At 73.9% G+C, this 14,839-nt stretch carries 14 protein-coding genes; 10 read left to right on the forward strand and 4 right to left on the reverse strand.

Annotated features, from left to right (window positions below; translation table 11 throughout):
- Nucleotides 1–11: 11 nt before the first annotated feature.
- Nucleotides 12–809, reverse strand: coding sequence for a PspA/IM30 family protein (locus E5083_RS11840; RefSeq protein WP_135785596.1), 798 nt, complete (start codon nucleotides 807–809; stop codon nucleotides 12–14).
- Nucleotides 810–1,116: 307 nt separating this feature from the next.
- Here E5083_RS11840 and E5083_RS11845 point away from each other — a divergent pair, with 307 nt between their 5' ends.
- The 3 genes from E5083_RS11845 (at nucleotide 1,117) to E5083_RS11855 (ending at nucleotide 3,655) form a co-directional block, all read left to right on the forward strand.
- Entirely contained in the window at nucleotides 1,117–1,713 is a 597-nt protein-coding gene (locus E5083_RS11845) for a DUF3043 domain-containing protein (RefSeq protein ID WP_167513520.1), read from the forward strand.
- 71 nt (nucleotides 1,714–1,784) lie between these two features.
- A complete protein-coding gene (locus E5083_RS11850) occupies nucleotides 1,785–2,525 on the forward strand; it encodes a class I SAM-dependent methyltransferase (protein ID WP_208754047.1) in 741 nt (246 codons plus the stop codon).
- A 56-nt stretch (nucleotides 2,526–2,581) separates the two neighbouring features.
- The gene (locus E5083_RS11855) at nucleotides 2,582–3,655 is read left to right on the forward strand and encodes a S1C family serine protease (RefSeq protein ID WP_135785598.1); all 1,074 of its coding nucleotides are present in this window, start codon (nucleotides 2,582–2,584) and stop codon (nucleotides 3,653–3,655) included.
- A gap of 43 nt (nucleotides 3,656–3,698) precedes the next feature.
- Here the strand turns inward: E5083_RS11855 and E5083_RS11860 are convergent, their stop codons facing one another.
- The gene (locus E5083_RS11860) at nucleotides 3,699–3,911 is read right to left on the reverse strand and encodes a hypothetical protein (protein ID WP_135785599.1); all 213 of its coding nucleotides are present in this window, start codon (nucleotides 3,909–3,911) and stop codon (nucleotides 3,699–3,701) included.
- A 133-nt stretch (nucleotides 3,912–4,044) separates the two neighbouring features.
- Between E5083_RS11860 and E5083_RS11865 the strand changes: the two genes are divergently transcribed.
- Nucleotides 4,045–5,244 carry a bifunctional adenosylcobinamide kinase/adenosylcobinamide-phosphate guanylyltransferase gene (locus tag E5083_RS11865; RefSeq protein WP_135785600.1) on the forward strand — a complete coding sequence of 400 codons (1,200 nt, stop codon included), beginning with the start codon at nucleotides 4,045–4,047 and terminating at the stop codon, nucleotides 5,242–5,244.
- Here E5083_RS11865 and E5083_RS11870 read toward each other — a convergent pair.
- Nucleotides 5,241–6,083, reverse strand: coding sequence for a class I SAM-dependent methyltransferase (locus E5083_RS11870; protein ID WP_135785601.1), 843 nt, complete (start codon nucleotides 6,081–6,083; stop codon nucleotides 5,241–5,243). The genes E5083_RS11865 and E5083_RS11870 overlap by 4 nt on opposite strands.
- A gap of 131 nt (nucleotides 6,084–6,214) precedes the next feature.
- Here E5083_RS11870 and cobT point away from each other — a divergent pair, with 131 nt between their 5' ends.
- The 3 genes from cobT (at nucleotide 6,215) to E5083_RS31485 (ending at nucleotide 9,861) form a co-directional block, all read left to right on the forward strand.
- A complete protein-coding gene (cobT, locus tag E5083_RS11875; RefSeq protein ID WP_135785602.1) occupies nucleotides 6,215–7,297 on the forward strand; it encodes a nicotinate-nucleotide--dimethylbenzimidazole phosphoribosyltransferase in 1,083 nt (360 codons plus the stop codon).
- 66 nt (nucleotides 7,298–7,363) lie between these two features.
- The gene (locus E5083_RS11880) at nucleotides 7,364–9,178 is read left to right on the forward strand and encodes a phosphatidylglycerol lysyltransferase domain-containing protein (protein ID WP_135785603.1); all 1,815 of its coding nucleotides are present in this window, start codon (nucleotides 7,364–7,366) and stop codon (nucleotides 9,176–9,178) included.
- Nucleotides 9,175–9,861: a hypothetical protein gene (locus tag E5083_RS31485; RefSeq protein ID WP_208754031.1), complete on the forward strand. Its 687-nt coding sequence runs from the start codon at nucleotides 9,175–9,177 to the stop codon at nucleotides 9,859–9,861. The genes E5083_RS11880 and E5083_RS31485 overlap by 4 nt, the downstream gene beginning before the upstream one ends.
- Here the strand turns inward: E5083_RS31485 and E5083_RS11890 are convergent.
- Nucleotides 9,801–10,565, reverse strand: a complete 765-nt coding sequence (locus tag E5083_RS11890) for a hypothetical protein (RefSeq protein ID WP_135785604.1) — start codon at nucleotides 10,563–10,565, stop codon at nucleotides 9,801–9,803. The two genes, E5083_RS31485 and E5083_RS11890, sit on opposite strands and share 61 nt — an antisense overlap.
- A 61-nt stretch (nucleotides 10,566–10,626) precedes the next feature.
- Between E5083_RS11890 and E5083_RS11895 the strand changes: the two genes are divergently transcribed.
- The 3 genes from E5083_RS11895 to lpdA all read left to right on the forward strand — a co-directional run bounded on the left by E5083_RS11895 (nucleotide 10,627) and on the right by lpdA (nucleotide 14,815).
- Nucleotides 10,627–11,418, forward strand: a complete 792-nt coding sequence (locus tag E5083_RS11895; protein ID WP_135785605.1) for an adenosylcobinamide-GDP ribazoletransferase — start codon at nucleotides 10,627–10,629, stop codon at nucleotides 11,416–11,418.
- A gap of 238 nt (nucleotides 11,419–11,656) precedes the next feature.
- Nucleotides 11,657–13,183 (forward strand): leucyl aminopeptidase, encoded by a 1,527-nt coding sequence (locus tag E5083_RS11900; protein WP_135785606.1) that lies wholly within the window; start codon nucleotides 11,657–11,659, stop codon nucleotides 13,181–13,183.
- Between the two features lie 243 nt (nucleotides 13,184–13,426).
- Entirely contained in the window at nucleotides 13,427–14,815 is a 1,389-nt protein-coding gene (gene lpdA, locus E5083_RS11905; protein ID WP_135785607.1) for a dihydrolipoyl dehydrogenase, read from the forward strand.
- Nucleotides 14,816–14,839: the final 24 nt, after the last annotated feature.

A 14,839-nucleotide genomic window follows, 5' to 3' on the forward strand; every position in this document is an offset into this window, starting at 1 on the left:
CCGGCGGCGGGCTACTGCTTGTCGAAGCGGGGGGTGTCCTGCGGCTGCTGCTGCGCCTGCGAGCCGCCCGTACCGCCCTCGATGGCCTGCTGCTGTGCGGAGGAGCCGCCCGCCAGCTCGGCCTTCATCCGCTGGAGTTCCAGCTCGACGTCCGAACCGCCGGAGAGGCGGTCCAGCTCGGCCTGGATGTCGTCCTTGGCCATGCCGGACTGGTCGTCCAGCGCGCCGGAGGCGAGCAGCTCGTCGATCGCGCCGGCCCGCGCCTGGAGCTGGGCCGTCTTGTCCTCGGCCCGCTGGATCGCCATGCCCACGTCGCCCATCTCCTCGGAGATGCCGGAGAACGCCTCCCCGATGCGGGTCTGCGCCTGGGCGGCGGTGTAGGTGGCCTTGATGGTCTCCTTCTTCGTACGGAAGGCGTCCACCTTGGCCTGGAGGCGCTGGGCCGCGAGGGTCAGCTTCTCCTCCTCGCCCTGGAGGGTGGCGTGCTGCGTCTCCAGGTCCGTGACCTGCTGCTGGAGAGCGGAGCGGCGGGACAGCGCCTCGCGGGCGAGGTCCTCCCGGCCGAGCGCGAGGGCCTTGCGGCCCTGGTCCTCCAGCTTCCCGGACTGCTGCTGCAACTGGTTGAGCTGGAGCTCCAGGCGCTTGCGGGAGGTCGCCACGTCGGCGACACCGCGCCGCACCTTCTGGAGCAGCTCGAGCTGCTTCTGGTACGAGTAGTCGAGGGTCTCGCGCGGGTCCTCGGCCCGGTCAAGGGCCTTGTTCGCCTTCGCGCGGAAGATCATCCCCATACGCTTCATGACACCGCTCATGGGCTTCGCGCGCCCCCTTCTGACGGACTCCAGCTCACCGATCCTGCGACAGAACCCACAGTACGGGCCCTGCCACCATTACCGCACCGTTCGGGGAGCGATGCGCTCCTCCCCAAGGACGAGCCCCGGCCCGGCCACTCCGGCGTGAGGAGTAGGTGATCCCCGGGGTGACGCCCCGCCGGGTGCACGACTCGCCCGGAAAGCGCCGGTGACGTCCTCTTCTGTACCCCGATAGACGTCCGGCGTTGCCGGATCGTTCCCCGCGGGACTGGGGTCCATGCCGGTGATGCCCGTACCCTTGGGTTTTGTGTTCCGTAGCCGTGCGAAGGAAGAGAAGGCACCCGCCGACAAGGCGCAGGTGACCGGCTCCATGCAGCCCCGCGACCCGCAGGCCCCCAAGGGTCGGCCCACGCCGAAGCGCAGTGAGGCCCAGACCCAGCGCCGCAGTGTCGCCAGTACGCCCGTGTCCCGCAAGGACACCGCCAAGCGGCAGCGGGAGGACCGCCGTCAGGCCCTGGACCGGCAGCGCCGCGCGCTCGCCGGGGGCGACGAGCGGTACCTGCCCGCCCGGGACAAGGGGCCGGTGCGCAAGTTCGCCCGTGACTGGGTCGACTCGCGGATCAACGTGGCGGAGTTCTTCCTGCCGCTGGCCATCGTGATCCTGATCCTCAGCGTGGTGCGGGTGCCCTCGATCCAGAGCATCGCGCTGCTGCTGTGGCTGATCGTGATCGTGCTGATCGTCGTCGACTCCGCCTTCAGCGGCTACCGGCTGAACAAGCGGCTCGCCGAGAAGTTCCCGGACGTCAACCGCCGTGGCGCGGTCATGTACGGCCTGATGCGCTCGCTCCAGATGCGCCGGCTGCGGCTGCCCAAGCCGCAGGTCAAGCGCGGAGAGCGGCCCTGAGCGCAGACGCCGCTCCCGGTACGGCGGCCCTGACCGGGTCGCACACGCCGGGCGAGCTGATCCGGCAGCGCCTGGTCACCCGGCAACTGGACGAGCAGCTCGCCCGTGCCTTCGCCGTCGGGCGGCGGCTGCGGGTGCTCGACGTCGGCATGGGCCGGGGCGCGCAGGCGCTGCGGCTGGCCCGGCTCGGCCACATGGTCACCGGCGTGGAGCGCGACCCGGAGCTGGTCGCGGCCGCGCGTGCGGCGCTGACCGGTGAGCCGGACGGCATCCGCGAGCGGGTCCGGCTGGTGCAGGGCGAGGGCCGGGACACCGGGGTGCACTTCCTGCCGGGCAGCTTCGACGTGGTGCTGTGCCACGGGGTGCTGATGCATGTGGAGGAGCCCGACGCGCTGGTGGCCGGGCTGGCCCGGATGCTGGCGCCCGGCGGGCTGCTGTCCCTGCTGGTGCGCAACGGCGACGCCCTCGCCATGGGGCCCGGCCTCGCCGGTGACTGGGCCGGGGCACTGGCCGCGCTGGACAGCGCCGCCCTGCTCCCCCGCTCCCGTACCGAGGCCGACGGCGACACTCCGCCCGCGCCCGCCGCCGAGGGCCGCGCCGACCGCCTCTCCGCCCTGACGGCCACCCTGCACGGCATCGCCGCCCCCCTGCACGCCTGGTACGGCGTCCAGGTCTTCGCGGGCCGTGTCCCCTCCGCCCCCGTCTCCCCCGACGACCTGGAGACCCTCCTCGCCGTCGAGGAACGCGCCTGCCGCACGGACCCGTACCGGGGAATCGCGGAACTGCTGCACCTGTGCGGGGTGCGGGGCTAGTCCCGTTCGGCGGTATTGGGCGGGCCCCTGTCCGTGACCCGTGGGGAGACTCGTCCATGGACGCTTCCCGTATCCGGGCCGGGCGCAGGGGTGCCGTGGCCGTCGTGCTGGTGTGCGCCGCCGTCCTCGTGGGCGGCTGCTCGGACCCGGCGGACCGGGCCCGGAAGGGCGGCCCGCCGACCGCGCAGGCGGCACTGCCGATGGCGGCGGACGACCTCCAGGACCAGTACCAGAAGGTCATCAAGGACGTGCTGCCCTCGGTCGTGCAGATCCAGGCGGGGCAGTCCCTCGGCTCGGGCGTGATCTACGACGACAAGGGCCACATCGTCACCAACGCGCACGTGGTCGGCTCCGAGAAGACCTTCCGGGTGACCACGGCCCGCAGCGAGGAACCGCTGGCGGCGAGCCTGGTCTACTCCTACCCCGAGCAGGACCTCGCGGTGATCAAGCTGGACAAGGCCCCGGCGGGTCTGCGCCCGGCGGTGTTCGGCGACTCGGACAAGGTGGAGGTCGGCCAGATCGTGCTGGCCATGGGCTCCCCCCTCGGGCTGGCCTCCAGCGTGACCCAGGGCATCGTCTCGGCCACCGGACGGACCGTCAGCGAGCCCGCCGACGACGGAGGCGCGGGCGCCACGATTCCCAACATGGTGCAGACCTCGGCCGCGATCAACCCGGGCAACAGCGGGGGCGCCCTGGTGAACCTGAACGGCCAGGTCATCGGCATCCCGACGCTGGGCGCGGCCGACCCCGGCATGCAGGGCGGGGCGGCGCCGGGCATCGGCTTCGCCATCCCGGCGTCCATGGTGCGTACGGTCGCCGGGCAGATCATCGCCACCGGCAAGGTCACCGACTCGGGCCGGGCCGCGCTGGGCGTCACGGTCCGCACGGTGGTGGACGACGGCTACCGGCCCGCCGGGGCGGCGGTCGTCACGGTGCAGCAGGGCGGTCCGGCGGCGAAGGCGGGGCTCGGGGCGGGCGATGTGATCACCCGGCTGGGCGACAGCCCGGTCGGCACGACCACGGAACTCGCCGAGGCGCTGGCGGACAGGAAACCCGGCGACAAGGTCGAGGTCACCTACCAGCGCTCGGGCTCACAGCACACGGCCGAGGTGACACTCGGGGAACAGTGACCCCGACGGGAGCGGGAGTGTCCCCGCCCCCGCTGGACCGGGGCTACACCCCTTCGGCGTCGAGGCTCATCGGCCCGTAGATCTCGGTGCCCTCCTCGAAGAGGCGCACCTGGTCCGCGCCGCCCTCCAGCAGCGCCTTCCAGTTCTCGCCGACCCAGGACTCGGCGTCGCCCTGGGTGGTGAACTCCTCGGGCTCCACGGCGGGCGGGACCTCCGTGCCGTCGGCCTTCTCGAACCGCCATGTCCAAGCTGTCATGCAAGCCTCCTTCGATCCGACTCCTGCGGGCAGCGTATGCGGTCGGCGGGGCCGCCCACAGGACATCGTGGATCATCGTCCGCTCAGGTGACCCGGTGCGCGGCGCCCGCCGGGACAGGTGAAAATCGGTTCCGTGGACGTCACTCTGCTCGGCACCGGTGCCCCCTCGGGACTGCCCCGCCCCGACTGCCCCTGTGCCGTGTGCGCGAGCGCGCTCGGCCCGGACGCGCGGGCGGCCACCGCGCTGCTGGTGGACGGGGTGCTGCTGCTGGACCTGACCCCGGGCGCCGCCTTCGCCGCGGCCCGCGCCGGGCACTCGCTGGGCCGGGTCCGCCAGGTGCTGCTCTCCCACCCGCACGACGGGCCCGCCGTGGAGGTCCCCGCCGGGCTGCCCCAGCCGGTCCGGGTGCCGGACGGCCGCGAGCTGACCCTGCTGACGGGGCATCGGGTGAGGGCGCTGGCGATGGACGCGGGCGGTACGGGATACGAGGTGACCGGGCCGGACGGCCTGAGGCTGCTGTACCTCCCGCCGGGCGGCGCACCGGCCGGGCTCGAAGAGGTGCCGGAGCCGTACCACATGGTGCTGGCCGACATCGTGGGGCGCCCGGACGCGCTGGCCCGGCTGCGGGCGGCCGGCGGGGTGGGTCCGGCGACCGATGTCGTCGCGGTCCACCTGGACCATGACGTGCCCCAGGCGGCTGAGCTGCCCCGGCGGCTGGCGGCGGCCGGGGCGCGGACGGTGCCGGACGGGATGACGCTGGCGGTGGGCGCGTACGACGAGGTCCCGGACGTGCCGCGCCGGACGCTGGTGCTGGGCGGCGCCCGCTCGGGCAAGTCGGTGGAGGCGGAACGGCGCCTGGAATCCTTCCCCGACGTGGTCTACGCCGCGACCGGCGGCACCCGCGCCGGGGACCGCGAGTGGGCGGACCGGGTCGCCGCCCACCGCGAACGCCGCCCCGGCTCCTGGCGTACGGCGGAGACGACGGACCTGGTCCCGCTCCTCGCCGAGGACGGCCCCCCGCTGCTCATCGACTGCCTCTCCCTCTGGCTCACCGACGTGATGGACGCGGTCGGCGCCTGGGACGACGCCCAGTGGGCCGACGGCGGCGAGAAGGCGCTGCGCGAGCGGGTCCACGAACTCACCCGCGCCGTCCGCGAAACCCCTCGCACCGTGGTCGCCGTCTCCAACGAGGTCGGCTCCGGCATCGTCCCGGCCACCCCCTCGGGCCGCCGCTACCGCGACGAACTCGGCCGTCTGAACACGGCGTTCGCCTCGGAGTGCGAGCAGGTCGTCCTGGTGGTGGCGGGCCAGGCGCTGGTGCTGCGCGGTTAGAACCGTCCCGGCTTGCGGGCCACCACCCGGTACGTGTTGGCGAAGCGGGTCCGGCGGGTCAGGGGGGCCAGGAGGTGGTCCAGCGCCGTGGCCGCCGTCAGGGGAGCCCGTAGGGGGCGGGGGAAGGTCGTGGTGAGGTCCTGGGGCTGGTGGATGCGGGTCGTGGTGGTGACCGTGCAGGCCAGGGCGCTCAGTTCGGCTTCCAGGTTGGGCAGCGGGAGCAGGTGGGCGTGCCGGTGCGGGAGCCAGTGGGGGCCGAGGAGGCCGGCGTAGGCGCTGTCGGGGGCCGGGGACTCGATGACGAGGTGGCCGCCGGGGCGGAGGACGGTCAGCGCGGCGCGCAGTTCGGCGCGGGGGTCGGGGACGTGGGCCAGGTGGTGGAGCAGGCTGACCACGTCGTAGCGGGCGCGCAGCCGGTCGGTGACGCCGGGCGTGGTGAGCAGGCCCCGGTGGGCCTCCTCGACTCGGCCCTCGGCCAGCGCCCGTTCGACCCGCGCGGTGGGGTCGAGCCCGTCGAAGCTGGTGTACGGGAAGAACTCCCGCGCCGCTTCGGGGAAGTGGCCGTGCCCGGTGCCGACGTCGAGCCAGCTCTCGGGGTCGGCCAGCCCGGCGAGGGCGCGGGCGGTGGCCCGGTGGGAGCGGGGGGACGGCGCGGGGGCGTCGGCGGGCGGCATGGGGTTCTGGAAGGCGTGGGCGCACGCCCCGCACTCGTCCAGGGCCAGCGCGCGGGGTCCGCGCAGCCGGGTGCGCAGGCGGGCCGAGCCGCACCAGGGACAGTCCGCGCGGCGCGGCCCGGGGAACCGGTCGCTGACCTGGGGGGCGGAGGGCGAGGACGGCATGGCGGCTCCTGTACGGCATTTCGCGGTAAACCGGAACGTATGGGATGCCGATCTTGGGTGCAATGACGTGCGCCGGGCGTGGTGGCGGTGTGGCGCGGGGCGCCTCGCGCGCGGGCGGTACTGTTCCGCGAATGGACAGCCTTCAACTCGACGACTTCACCGATCTGATCGAGCGCCCGGACGGCGGCGTGCGCCGGGACGCCGAGGCGCGGCGGGAGCGCCTGGCCGTGCCGCCCGGCGCGCTGGGCCGGCTGGACGAGCTGGGCGAGTGGCTGGCGGCCGCGCAGGGCGCGGTGCCGGTACGGCCCGTCGAGCACCCGAAGCTGGTTCTCTTCGCCGGTGACCACGGCATCGCCACCCTCGGCGTCTCCCGGCGCCCGGAGGGCGGCGCGGCCGACCTGGTCCGGGCGGTGCTGGAGGGCGCGAGCCCGGCCGCGGTGCTGGCCCGCCGGCTGGACGTCCCGGTACGGGTGGTCGACCTGGCACTGGACTGCGACCCGGACGCCTTCCCCGCCGAGGTGACCCGGCACCGGGTGCGGCGCGGCAGCGGCCGGATCGACATCGAGGACGCGCTGACGGCCGAGGAGGCCGAGGCGGCGTTCCGCGCGGGCATGGCCGTGGCCGACGAGGAGGCCGACTCCGGTACGGACCTGGTGGTGCTCGGCGATGTGAGCGTGGGCGGCACGACGGCGGCCGCGGTGCTGGTGGCCGCGCTGTGCGGGACGGACGCCTCGGTGGTGACCGGACGCGGCGGCGAGGCCATCGACGACCTGGCCTGGATGCGCAAGTGCGCGGCCGTACGGGACGCCCTGCGCCGGGCCCGCCCGGTCCTGGGCGACCAGCTCGAACTGCTGGCGACGGTGGGCGGCGCCGACCTGACCGCGATGACCGGCTTCCTGCTCCAGTGCGCGGTGCGCAAGCTGCCGGTGATCCTGGACGGTGTGGTGGCCGCGGCCTGTGCGCTGGTGGGCCAGCGGGTGGCGTTCCGGGCGCCGGACTGGTGGCTCGCGGCCCACGACAGCGGTGAGCCGGGGCAGGCGAAGGCGCTGGACCGGATGGCGCTGGAGCCGCTGCTGACGACGGGCGTGCGGGTCGGCGAGGGCGCGGGCGCCCTGCTGGCCCTCCCCCTGGTCCGCTCGGCCGCCGCGCTGGCCGCCGAGCTGCCGGAGCGGCCGGAGGCGGAGAAGCCCGAGGAGACAGACGAGAGCGCCTGACCCGGCCCCTTCCCGTCGCACCGATGAGCGCGATTCACGGCAAATGCGGACATATGATCCCCGCTCATGGGAGATGCCCGAGTTGCCGACCGGTCGAGCGAGCCGGACCGGCGGACGGAACCGGACCAGCGGACCGAACCGGGGCGGCGGCCGGGCGGGGTGTCGTCCCGCCGGGCCGCCGCAAGCGCCGTCTGGTACCTGCGGGCCGTCGCGTTCGTCAACTTCCTCAGCGCGGTGTGGGTCTCGCTGGGCCAGGACGTGCGCCGCCACAACCAGGAGAACCTGTTCACGCCGTACCTGCTGACGGCCGGCTTCGCCTCGGGCGTGTTCACCGCGTTCCTGGCCATCACCATGCGGCGGCGCAAGCGGGCCGCGTGGATTCTCAACCTGGTGCTGAGCGGGGCCTTTCTGGCGCTGTTCGCGGTCGCCATGGCGTTCCCGGAGATCCGCCGCTCCCCGCAGAACTGGGTCTCGCTGGCGCTGACGGCCGCCTTCGTCACCGTCCTGCTGCTGGGCCGCCGGGAGTTCTACGCCAAGGGTGACCGCGCCAACCCCCGCCTCGCCGCGAGTGTGGCCCTCGGCGGCGGTACGGCCGCCTCGCTGCTCGCCGCACTGCTGGTGACGGCCACCAACCAGGCGCCGGACGCGGCCCGTTCGACGTTCTGGGAGCGCTGGCAGTACGGCACGCTGCGGCTGGTGTCGGTGGCCACCGAGGAGTCCGGCTTCCCCGGCATCGACCCGCCGAACTGGGCCAATGTCAGCGTGAACGTGCTCAGTACGGCCCTCCTCCTCGCCGTCCTGTACGCCGCGTTCCGCTCCCGCCGCGCCGTCGACCCGCTCACCGAGGACGACGAGAAGCGGCTGCGGGAGCTGCTGGACCGGCACGGCGAGCGCGACTCCCTCGGCTACTTCGCGCTGCGCCGGGAGAAGAGCGTGCTGTGGTCCCCCACCGGCAAGGCGGCCGTCGCCTACCGGGTGGTGGGCGGGGTCAGCCTGGCCTCCGGCGACCCGCTGGGCGACCCCGAGGCATGGCCCGGCGCCATCGCGCCCTGGCTCACCGAGGCACGGGCCCATGGCTGGATTCCGGCTGTGATGGGCGCGAGCGAGGAGGCCGGGACCGTCTACGCCCGGCACGGCCTGGACGCCCTCGAACTCGGCGACGAAGCGATCGTGGAGGTAGCCGAGTTCACCCTGGAGGGCCGCGCGATGCGCACCGTGCGCCAGGCGTACAACCGGGTGCGGCGGGCCGGGTACGAGGTGCGGATGCGGCGGCACGAGGACATCCCGGCGGCCGAGATGGCCCGGCTCGTGGAGCGGGCCGACGACTGGCGGGACGGCGCCACCGAACGCGGCTTCAGCATGGCGCTGGGCCGGCTCGCGGACCCCGAGGACGGCCGGTGCGTGATGCTGGAGTGCACCGACGCCGAGGGCCGGCTGCGCGCCCTGCTGTCGTTCGTGCCGTGGGGCCCCGGCGGGCTCTCGCTGGACCTGATGCGGCGTGACCGGGACAGCGACAACGGGCTGATGGAGTTCATGGTGATCGACCTCCTGCGCCGGTCGCGGGAGATCGGGGTCACCCAGGTCTCGCTGAACTTCGCCGTGTTCCGCTCGGTGTTCGAGCGCGGCGGCCGGCTCGGCGCCGGACCGGTGCTGCGGCTGTGGCGCTCGCTGCTGAGCTTCTTCTCCCGCTGGTGGCAGATCGAGTCGCTGTACCGGGCCAACGCCAAGTACCGGCCCATCTGGGAGCCGCGCTTCCTGCTCTTCGAGAAGAGCGCCGACCTGCCCCGGATCGCCCTGGCGGCGGCCCGCGCGGAGGGGTTCCTGGAGGCGCCGGGCCTGCCGAAGTGGCTGCACCGCAGACAACTGGAGACCCACCGGTGAGAGCGTGGGCGCGCGCCGAGTGGGGCCCGCTGTACGCGGCCCTGCGGACGGCGCTGCTCGCGCGCGGCCCGCTGCTCGGGGCGCCGCTGACGCTCGGCGCGGTGGGCCTGACCGCGCTGCTCCAGTTCGTGCAGAACCAGCCCTGGGGCTTCGCCCTGGTGGAGGCGGCCGGTGCCGTACGGGCCGCCGACCCGCTCTGGCTGGCCCTGCTGCGCACCCCGCTCTCCCTGTTCGTGCCCGCCCTCGACCTGCCGGTGTGGGGCGCGCTGGCCCAGGTGCTCTGCGTGTTCGGCATCGCGGAACTCTGCCTGGGCCGCCGACGCACCCTGCTCATCGCCTACACCGCCACCCTCGCCGGAACCCTGTACGCCCGGATCGGCATCGCCCTCGGCCCGCACGCCCCCTTCGGCCTGCCCGCCTCGGACGCCCTCGTGGTGGACACCGGCCCCTCGGCCGCCGTGGTCGGGCTCGCGGTGTACGTCGCGGTACGGCACCACGCGCGTGTGACGGCGATGGCGGTACCGGCCGCGATAGTGATCGAGGTGCTGCTCAAGGACAACCTGGCCGGCAAGGAGCACCTCGCGGCCCTGCTCGCCGTCGGCACCCTGTGCCTGGCGGAGCTTCAGCCGCCCCTGGGCAGCCGGGCCGGGGACGGGTCGGGCTTGCCGCCGATCCAGTCCTGAACCACCCGCCGGGGCCCCGCCCAGCGCCGGTCGTGCCGGTAGGCCCGCAGCAGGGACCGGGCGCGGGCACGCGGGCGGCGGCCGTAGAAGCGCCGCGCCCAGAACGACGCCGGCCGGGCCAGCCGGAGGGCGCCCGCCAGCGCCAGCAGCGGCACGATCGCCCCGAACACGGCGGTACGGGTCTTGCCCTTGCTCAACGCGACCAGCGAGACGAGGAAGTTGGCCGCGACGAACGCGATGACCTCGCCCCGGTCCTGCAACTCGTCCTGCGAGAGGTCGTTGACGCCGAACGGGGAGAACCCCGCGAGCAGCAGCCCGACCAGCGCGGCGGTGATGACCACGACCTCGACGCTCTTGCGGCCCTCCGCGCTCCAGTACACGTCGTCCAGATGCAGGATCAGCGCGAACTCGTCCAGCACCAGCCCGGCGCCGATCCCGAAGACCACGGCGGCGATCGCGCCGCCCGCCCCGTGCCGGTCGCTGGCGACGGCGCCGAAGCCGCCCACGATGGTGAGCACCACTCCGGGCACCACGTGATGGATGTGCAGCCCGCCCGCCTGGACGTTGCCGAACGGGCCCTTCCCGGCGCGGATCAGCCGGACGATGATCCGGGTCACGACGAAGGTGAGCACGAACGAGAAGAGGGCCAGCAGCAGCGGAAGCTTGCCCGGTTCCAGGATGTTCCGCTCCCACCAGTGCCCCATGTGCGCACTTTATCCCCGGCCCGCCGACCGGGCCCGGCGACGGCCCCGGTAGCCTGCGCCGATGCCCAGGACCCCGCCGCTCGACGGACCCCGCTTCGCCTTTGGCACCCTCACCGTGATCCCGGTCCGCGTGCACCGCTGGGACCGGACGGCCGCGCGGGCGGGCATGCTGTGCGCCCCGCTGACGGGGCTGGCCGTCGGCCTCGCCTCCGCCGGGCTCGGGCTGTTGCTCCTGTTCCTCGGCATGGGCCCGCTGCTCGCGGCCGTCGCCTCCGTCGCCGTACCGGCCGCGCTCACCCGCGGGCTGCACCTGGACGGGCTCGCGGACACCGCCGACGGGCTGGGCAGCGGCAAGCCCGCCGAGGAGGCCCTCGCCATCATGAAGCGGTCCGACATCGGGCCGTTCGGCGTGCTGACCCTGGTGCTGACGCTGCTGGCCCAGGTCGCCGCGCTCGCCGGGCTGTACGGCGACTCGTGGGCGCGGGGCGCGCTCGGGGCCGTCGTCTCCGGGGTCGCGGCCCGGCTGGCGCTCACGCTGGCCGCGCGCGCCGGGGTGCCGGCCGCCCGTCCCGAGGGGCTCGGGGCGGCGGTGGCCGGGGTGGTGCCGGTGGCGGGGGCGCTGGCGGTGGGGGCGGCGGTGACGCTGGCGGCCGGTGCGGGCGGGGCGCTGCTCGGGCCGTGGGAGGCGGTGCGCGCGGCGGCGGCCGTACCGCTCTGTCTGGTCCCGGCCGAACTGCTGCTGCGCCGCTGCGTCTCCCGCTTCGGCGGGGTCACCGGGGACGTGTTCGGCGCCCTCGCGGAGACCTCGGCCACGGCCGCGCTGCTCGTGCTGTGCCTGGGCGGCACCGGCTGAGCACGGCAACTGTGCCGTACCTGGGGCGAGTTGTCCCCCTCGCCTGACAGAGGTGCCCGAAGTGCGGGCGGCCGGGGTGGTCCTCGGCCATGAGCGATCGCACGTACGCGCGTAGTCTCGTGGCGGGTGTTCGCCGACAGGGAGTCGACCCACCCCTTGCGGCGGTCGCCCCTCGCGGACGACCGGCTTGCGCAAACGGCCCCAGCAAACTTCACATCGGAAGCGAGATTTCACCACCGTGACTGCTCTGACTCTCAAGCCTGCCGCGGCGCCGGGCCCGCGGGCCGACGCGATCGTGATCGGTGTCGCCAAGGCCGGCACGGGCCCCGTCGTGGCGCCCGGCGCCGAGGCCGTCGACCAGGCGTACGACGGCGGGCTGGCCGGCGTCCTGAAGACCCTCGGTGCCTCGGGCGCCGAGGGCGAGCTGACCAAGCTGCCCGCCCCCGCCGGTCTCGACACCCCGCTCGTGGTGGCGGTGGGTCTGGGCGCCGAGCCCGAGGCGGACGCCGGGTACGACGCCGAGGCGCTGCGCCGGGCCGCCGGTGTGGCCGCCCGCGGTCTCTCCGGCACCAAGAAGGCCGCCTTCGCGCTCCCCGTCGACGGTCCGGGCGCGCTGGCCGCGATCGCCGAGGGCGTGCTGCTCGGCGCGTACGCCTTCGACGCGTACAAGGAGAGCCCGAAGGACGAGAAGGCGAAGGACGGCAGCGGCCCGCTCGGCGAGGCCGTGCTGCTCGGCGGCGCGGAGGGCGAGGACGGCTACCAGGCCGCCGTCGACCGCGCGACGGCGATCGGCGAGGAGCTGAACCGCGCCCGCGACCTCGTCAACACCCCGCCGAACGACCTGGACCCGGAGGCATTCGCCGCCGTCGCGCAGGCCGCGGCCGACGAGCACGGCCTCACCATCGAGGTGCTGGACGAGCAGGCCCTGAAGGACGGCGGCTACGGCGGCATCCTCGGCGTCGGCGGCGGCTCGGCGGCCACCCCGCGCCTGGTGAAGCTGGCGTACAAGCACCCGGAGGCGGACAAGCACCTCGCCTACGTGGGCAAGGGCATCACCTACGACTCGGGCGGCATCTCGCTCAAGCCCGCCGGGCACAACGAGACGATGAAGTGCGACATGGCCGGTGCCGCCGCCGTGTTCGCCGCCGTCGTCGCGGCCGCCCGCCTCGGCCTGAAGGTGAACGTCACCGGCTGGCTGGCGCTCGCCGAGAACATGCCGTCGGGCTCCGCCACCCGCCCCGGTGACGTGCTGCGCATGTACAGCGGCAAGACCGTCGAGGTGCTCAACACCGACGCCGAGGGCCGCCTGGTGCTGGCCGACGCGCTGTGGGCGGCCTCGGCCGAGGAGCCGGACGCGATCGTGGACGTGGCCACGCTGACCGGCGCGATGGTGCTGGCGCTGGGCAACCGCACCTTCGGGATCATGGCGAACGACGACGCCTTCCGCACCTCGCTGCACGAGGTGGCCGAGGAGTCCGGCGAGCCGGCCTGGCAGATGCCGCTCCCCGAGCACCTGCGCAAGGGCATGGACTCCCCCGTCGCCGACATCGCCAACATGGGCGAGCGGATGGGCGGCGGCCTGGTCGCCGGCCTGTTCCTGCGCGAGTTCATCGGCGAGGGCATCACCTGGGCCCACCTGGACATCGCGGGCCCGGCCTTCAACGAGGGCGGCCCCTTCGGCTACACGCCCAAGGGCGGCACCGGCACCGCCGTGCGCACCCTGGTGCGGCTGGCCGAGCAGACCGCCGACGGCGACCTCGGCTGACCCTCGCGGGACCCCCTGGGGGGCGCGGACCGGGCCGGTCCGCGCCCCCGGCGTGAGGCGTCCGGAGCGGACGTGGGGCGTCTCACACCCCGGCCCGGCGTCCGTCGCACCCCCGACAGGTGCAAAGATGGAGCCCGGCAGGACAGGGCCCCCACCACAGGGCCGAAGCATTGAGCGGCCGGACACCAGCCGCCTGCCGGTCATCGGAGACCGGCACAGGCGCACATGCATGGAGGACGTGACGTGGCGAACGACGCCAGCACCGTTTTCGACCTAGTGATCCTCGGCGGTGGCAGCGGTGGTTACGCCGCGGCCCTGCGCGGAGCGCAGCTTGGCCTGGACGTCGCCCTGATCGAGAAGGACAAGGTCGGCGGCACCTGCCTGCACAAGGGGTGCATCCCCACCAAGGCCCTGCTGCACGCGGGCGAGATCGCCGACCAGGCCCGCGAGAGCGAGCAGTTCGGCGTCAAGGCGACCTTCGAGGGCATCGACGTCCCCGCCGTCCAGAAGTACAAGGACGACGTGATCTCGGGCCTCTACAAGGGCCTGCAGGGCCTGATCGCCTCCCGCAAGGTGACGTACATCGAGGGTGAGGGCCGGCTGTCCTCCCCCACGTCGGTGGATGTCAACGGGCAGCGCGTCGAGGGCCGTCACGTCCTGCTCGCGACCGGCTCCGTGCCGAAGTCGCTGCCGGGCCTGGAGATCGACGGCGACCGCATCATCTCCTCCGACCACGCCCTCGTCCTGGACCGCGTGCCCAAGTCCGCGATCATCCTCGGCGGCGGTGTCATCGGCGTCGAGTTCGCGTCCGCGTGGAAGTCCTTCGGGGCCGACGTCACCGTCATCGAGGGCCTGAAGCACCTGGTCCCCGTCGAGGACGAGAACTCCTCCAAGCTGCTGGAGCGCGCCTTCCGCAAGCGCGGCATCAAGTTCAGCCTGGGCACCTTCTTCGAGAAGGCCGAGTACACCCAGGACGGGGTCAAGGTCACCCTCGCCGACGGCAAGGAGTTCGAGGCCGAGGTCCTCCTCGTCGCCGTCGGCCGCGGCCCGGTCTCCCAGAACCTCGGGTACGAGGAGCAGGGCGTCACCATCGACCGCGGCTACGTCCTGGTCGACGAGTACATGCGCACCAACGTGCCGACCATCTCGGCCGTCGGTGACCTCGTCCCGACCCTGCAGCTCGCCCACGTCGGCTTCGCCGAGGGCATCCTGGTCGCCGAGCGGCTGGCCGGTCTCAAGACCGTCCCGATCGACTACGACGGCGTGCCGCGTGTGACGTACTGCCACCCGGAGGTCGCCTCCGTCGGCATCACCGAGGCCAAGGCCAAGGAGATCTACGGCGCGGACAAGGTCGTCGCCCTGAAGTACAGCCTCGCGGGCAACGGCAAGAGCAAGATCCTCAAGACCGCGGGCGAGATCAAGCTCGTCCAGGTCAAGGACGGTGCCGTGGTCGGCGTCCACATGGTGGGCGACCGCATGGGTGAGCAGGTCGGCGAGGCCCAGCTCATCTACAACTGGGAGGCGCTGCCCGCCGAGGTGGCCCAGCTCATCCACGCCCACCCGACGCAGAACGAGGCGCTCGGCGAGGCGCACCTGGCGCTGGCCGGAAAGCCGCTGCACGCCCACGACTGAGCCTTCGGCCCCCGGGCGCGACGA

Source organism: Streptomyces bauhiniae (assembly GCF_004784475.1).
In the GTDB taxonomy this organism is placed as follows: Bacteria; Actinomycetota; Actinomycetes; order Streptomycetales; family Streptomycetaceae; genus Streptomyces; species Streptomyces seoulensis.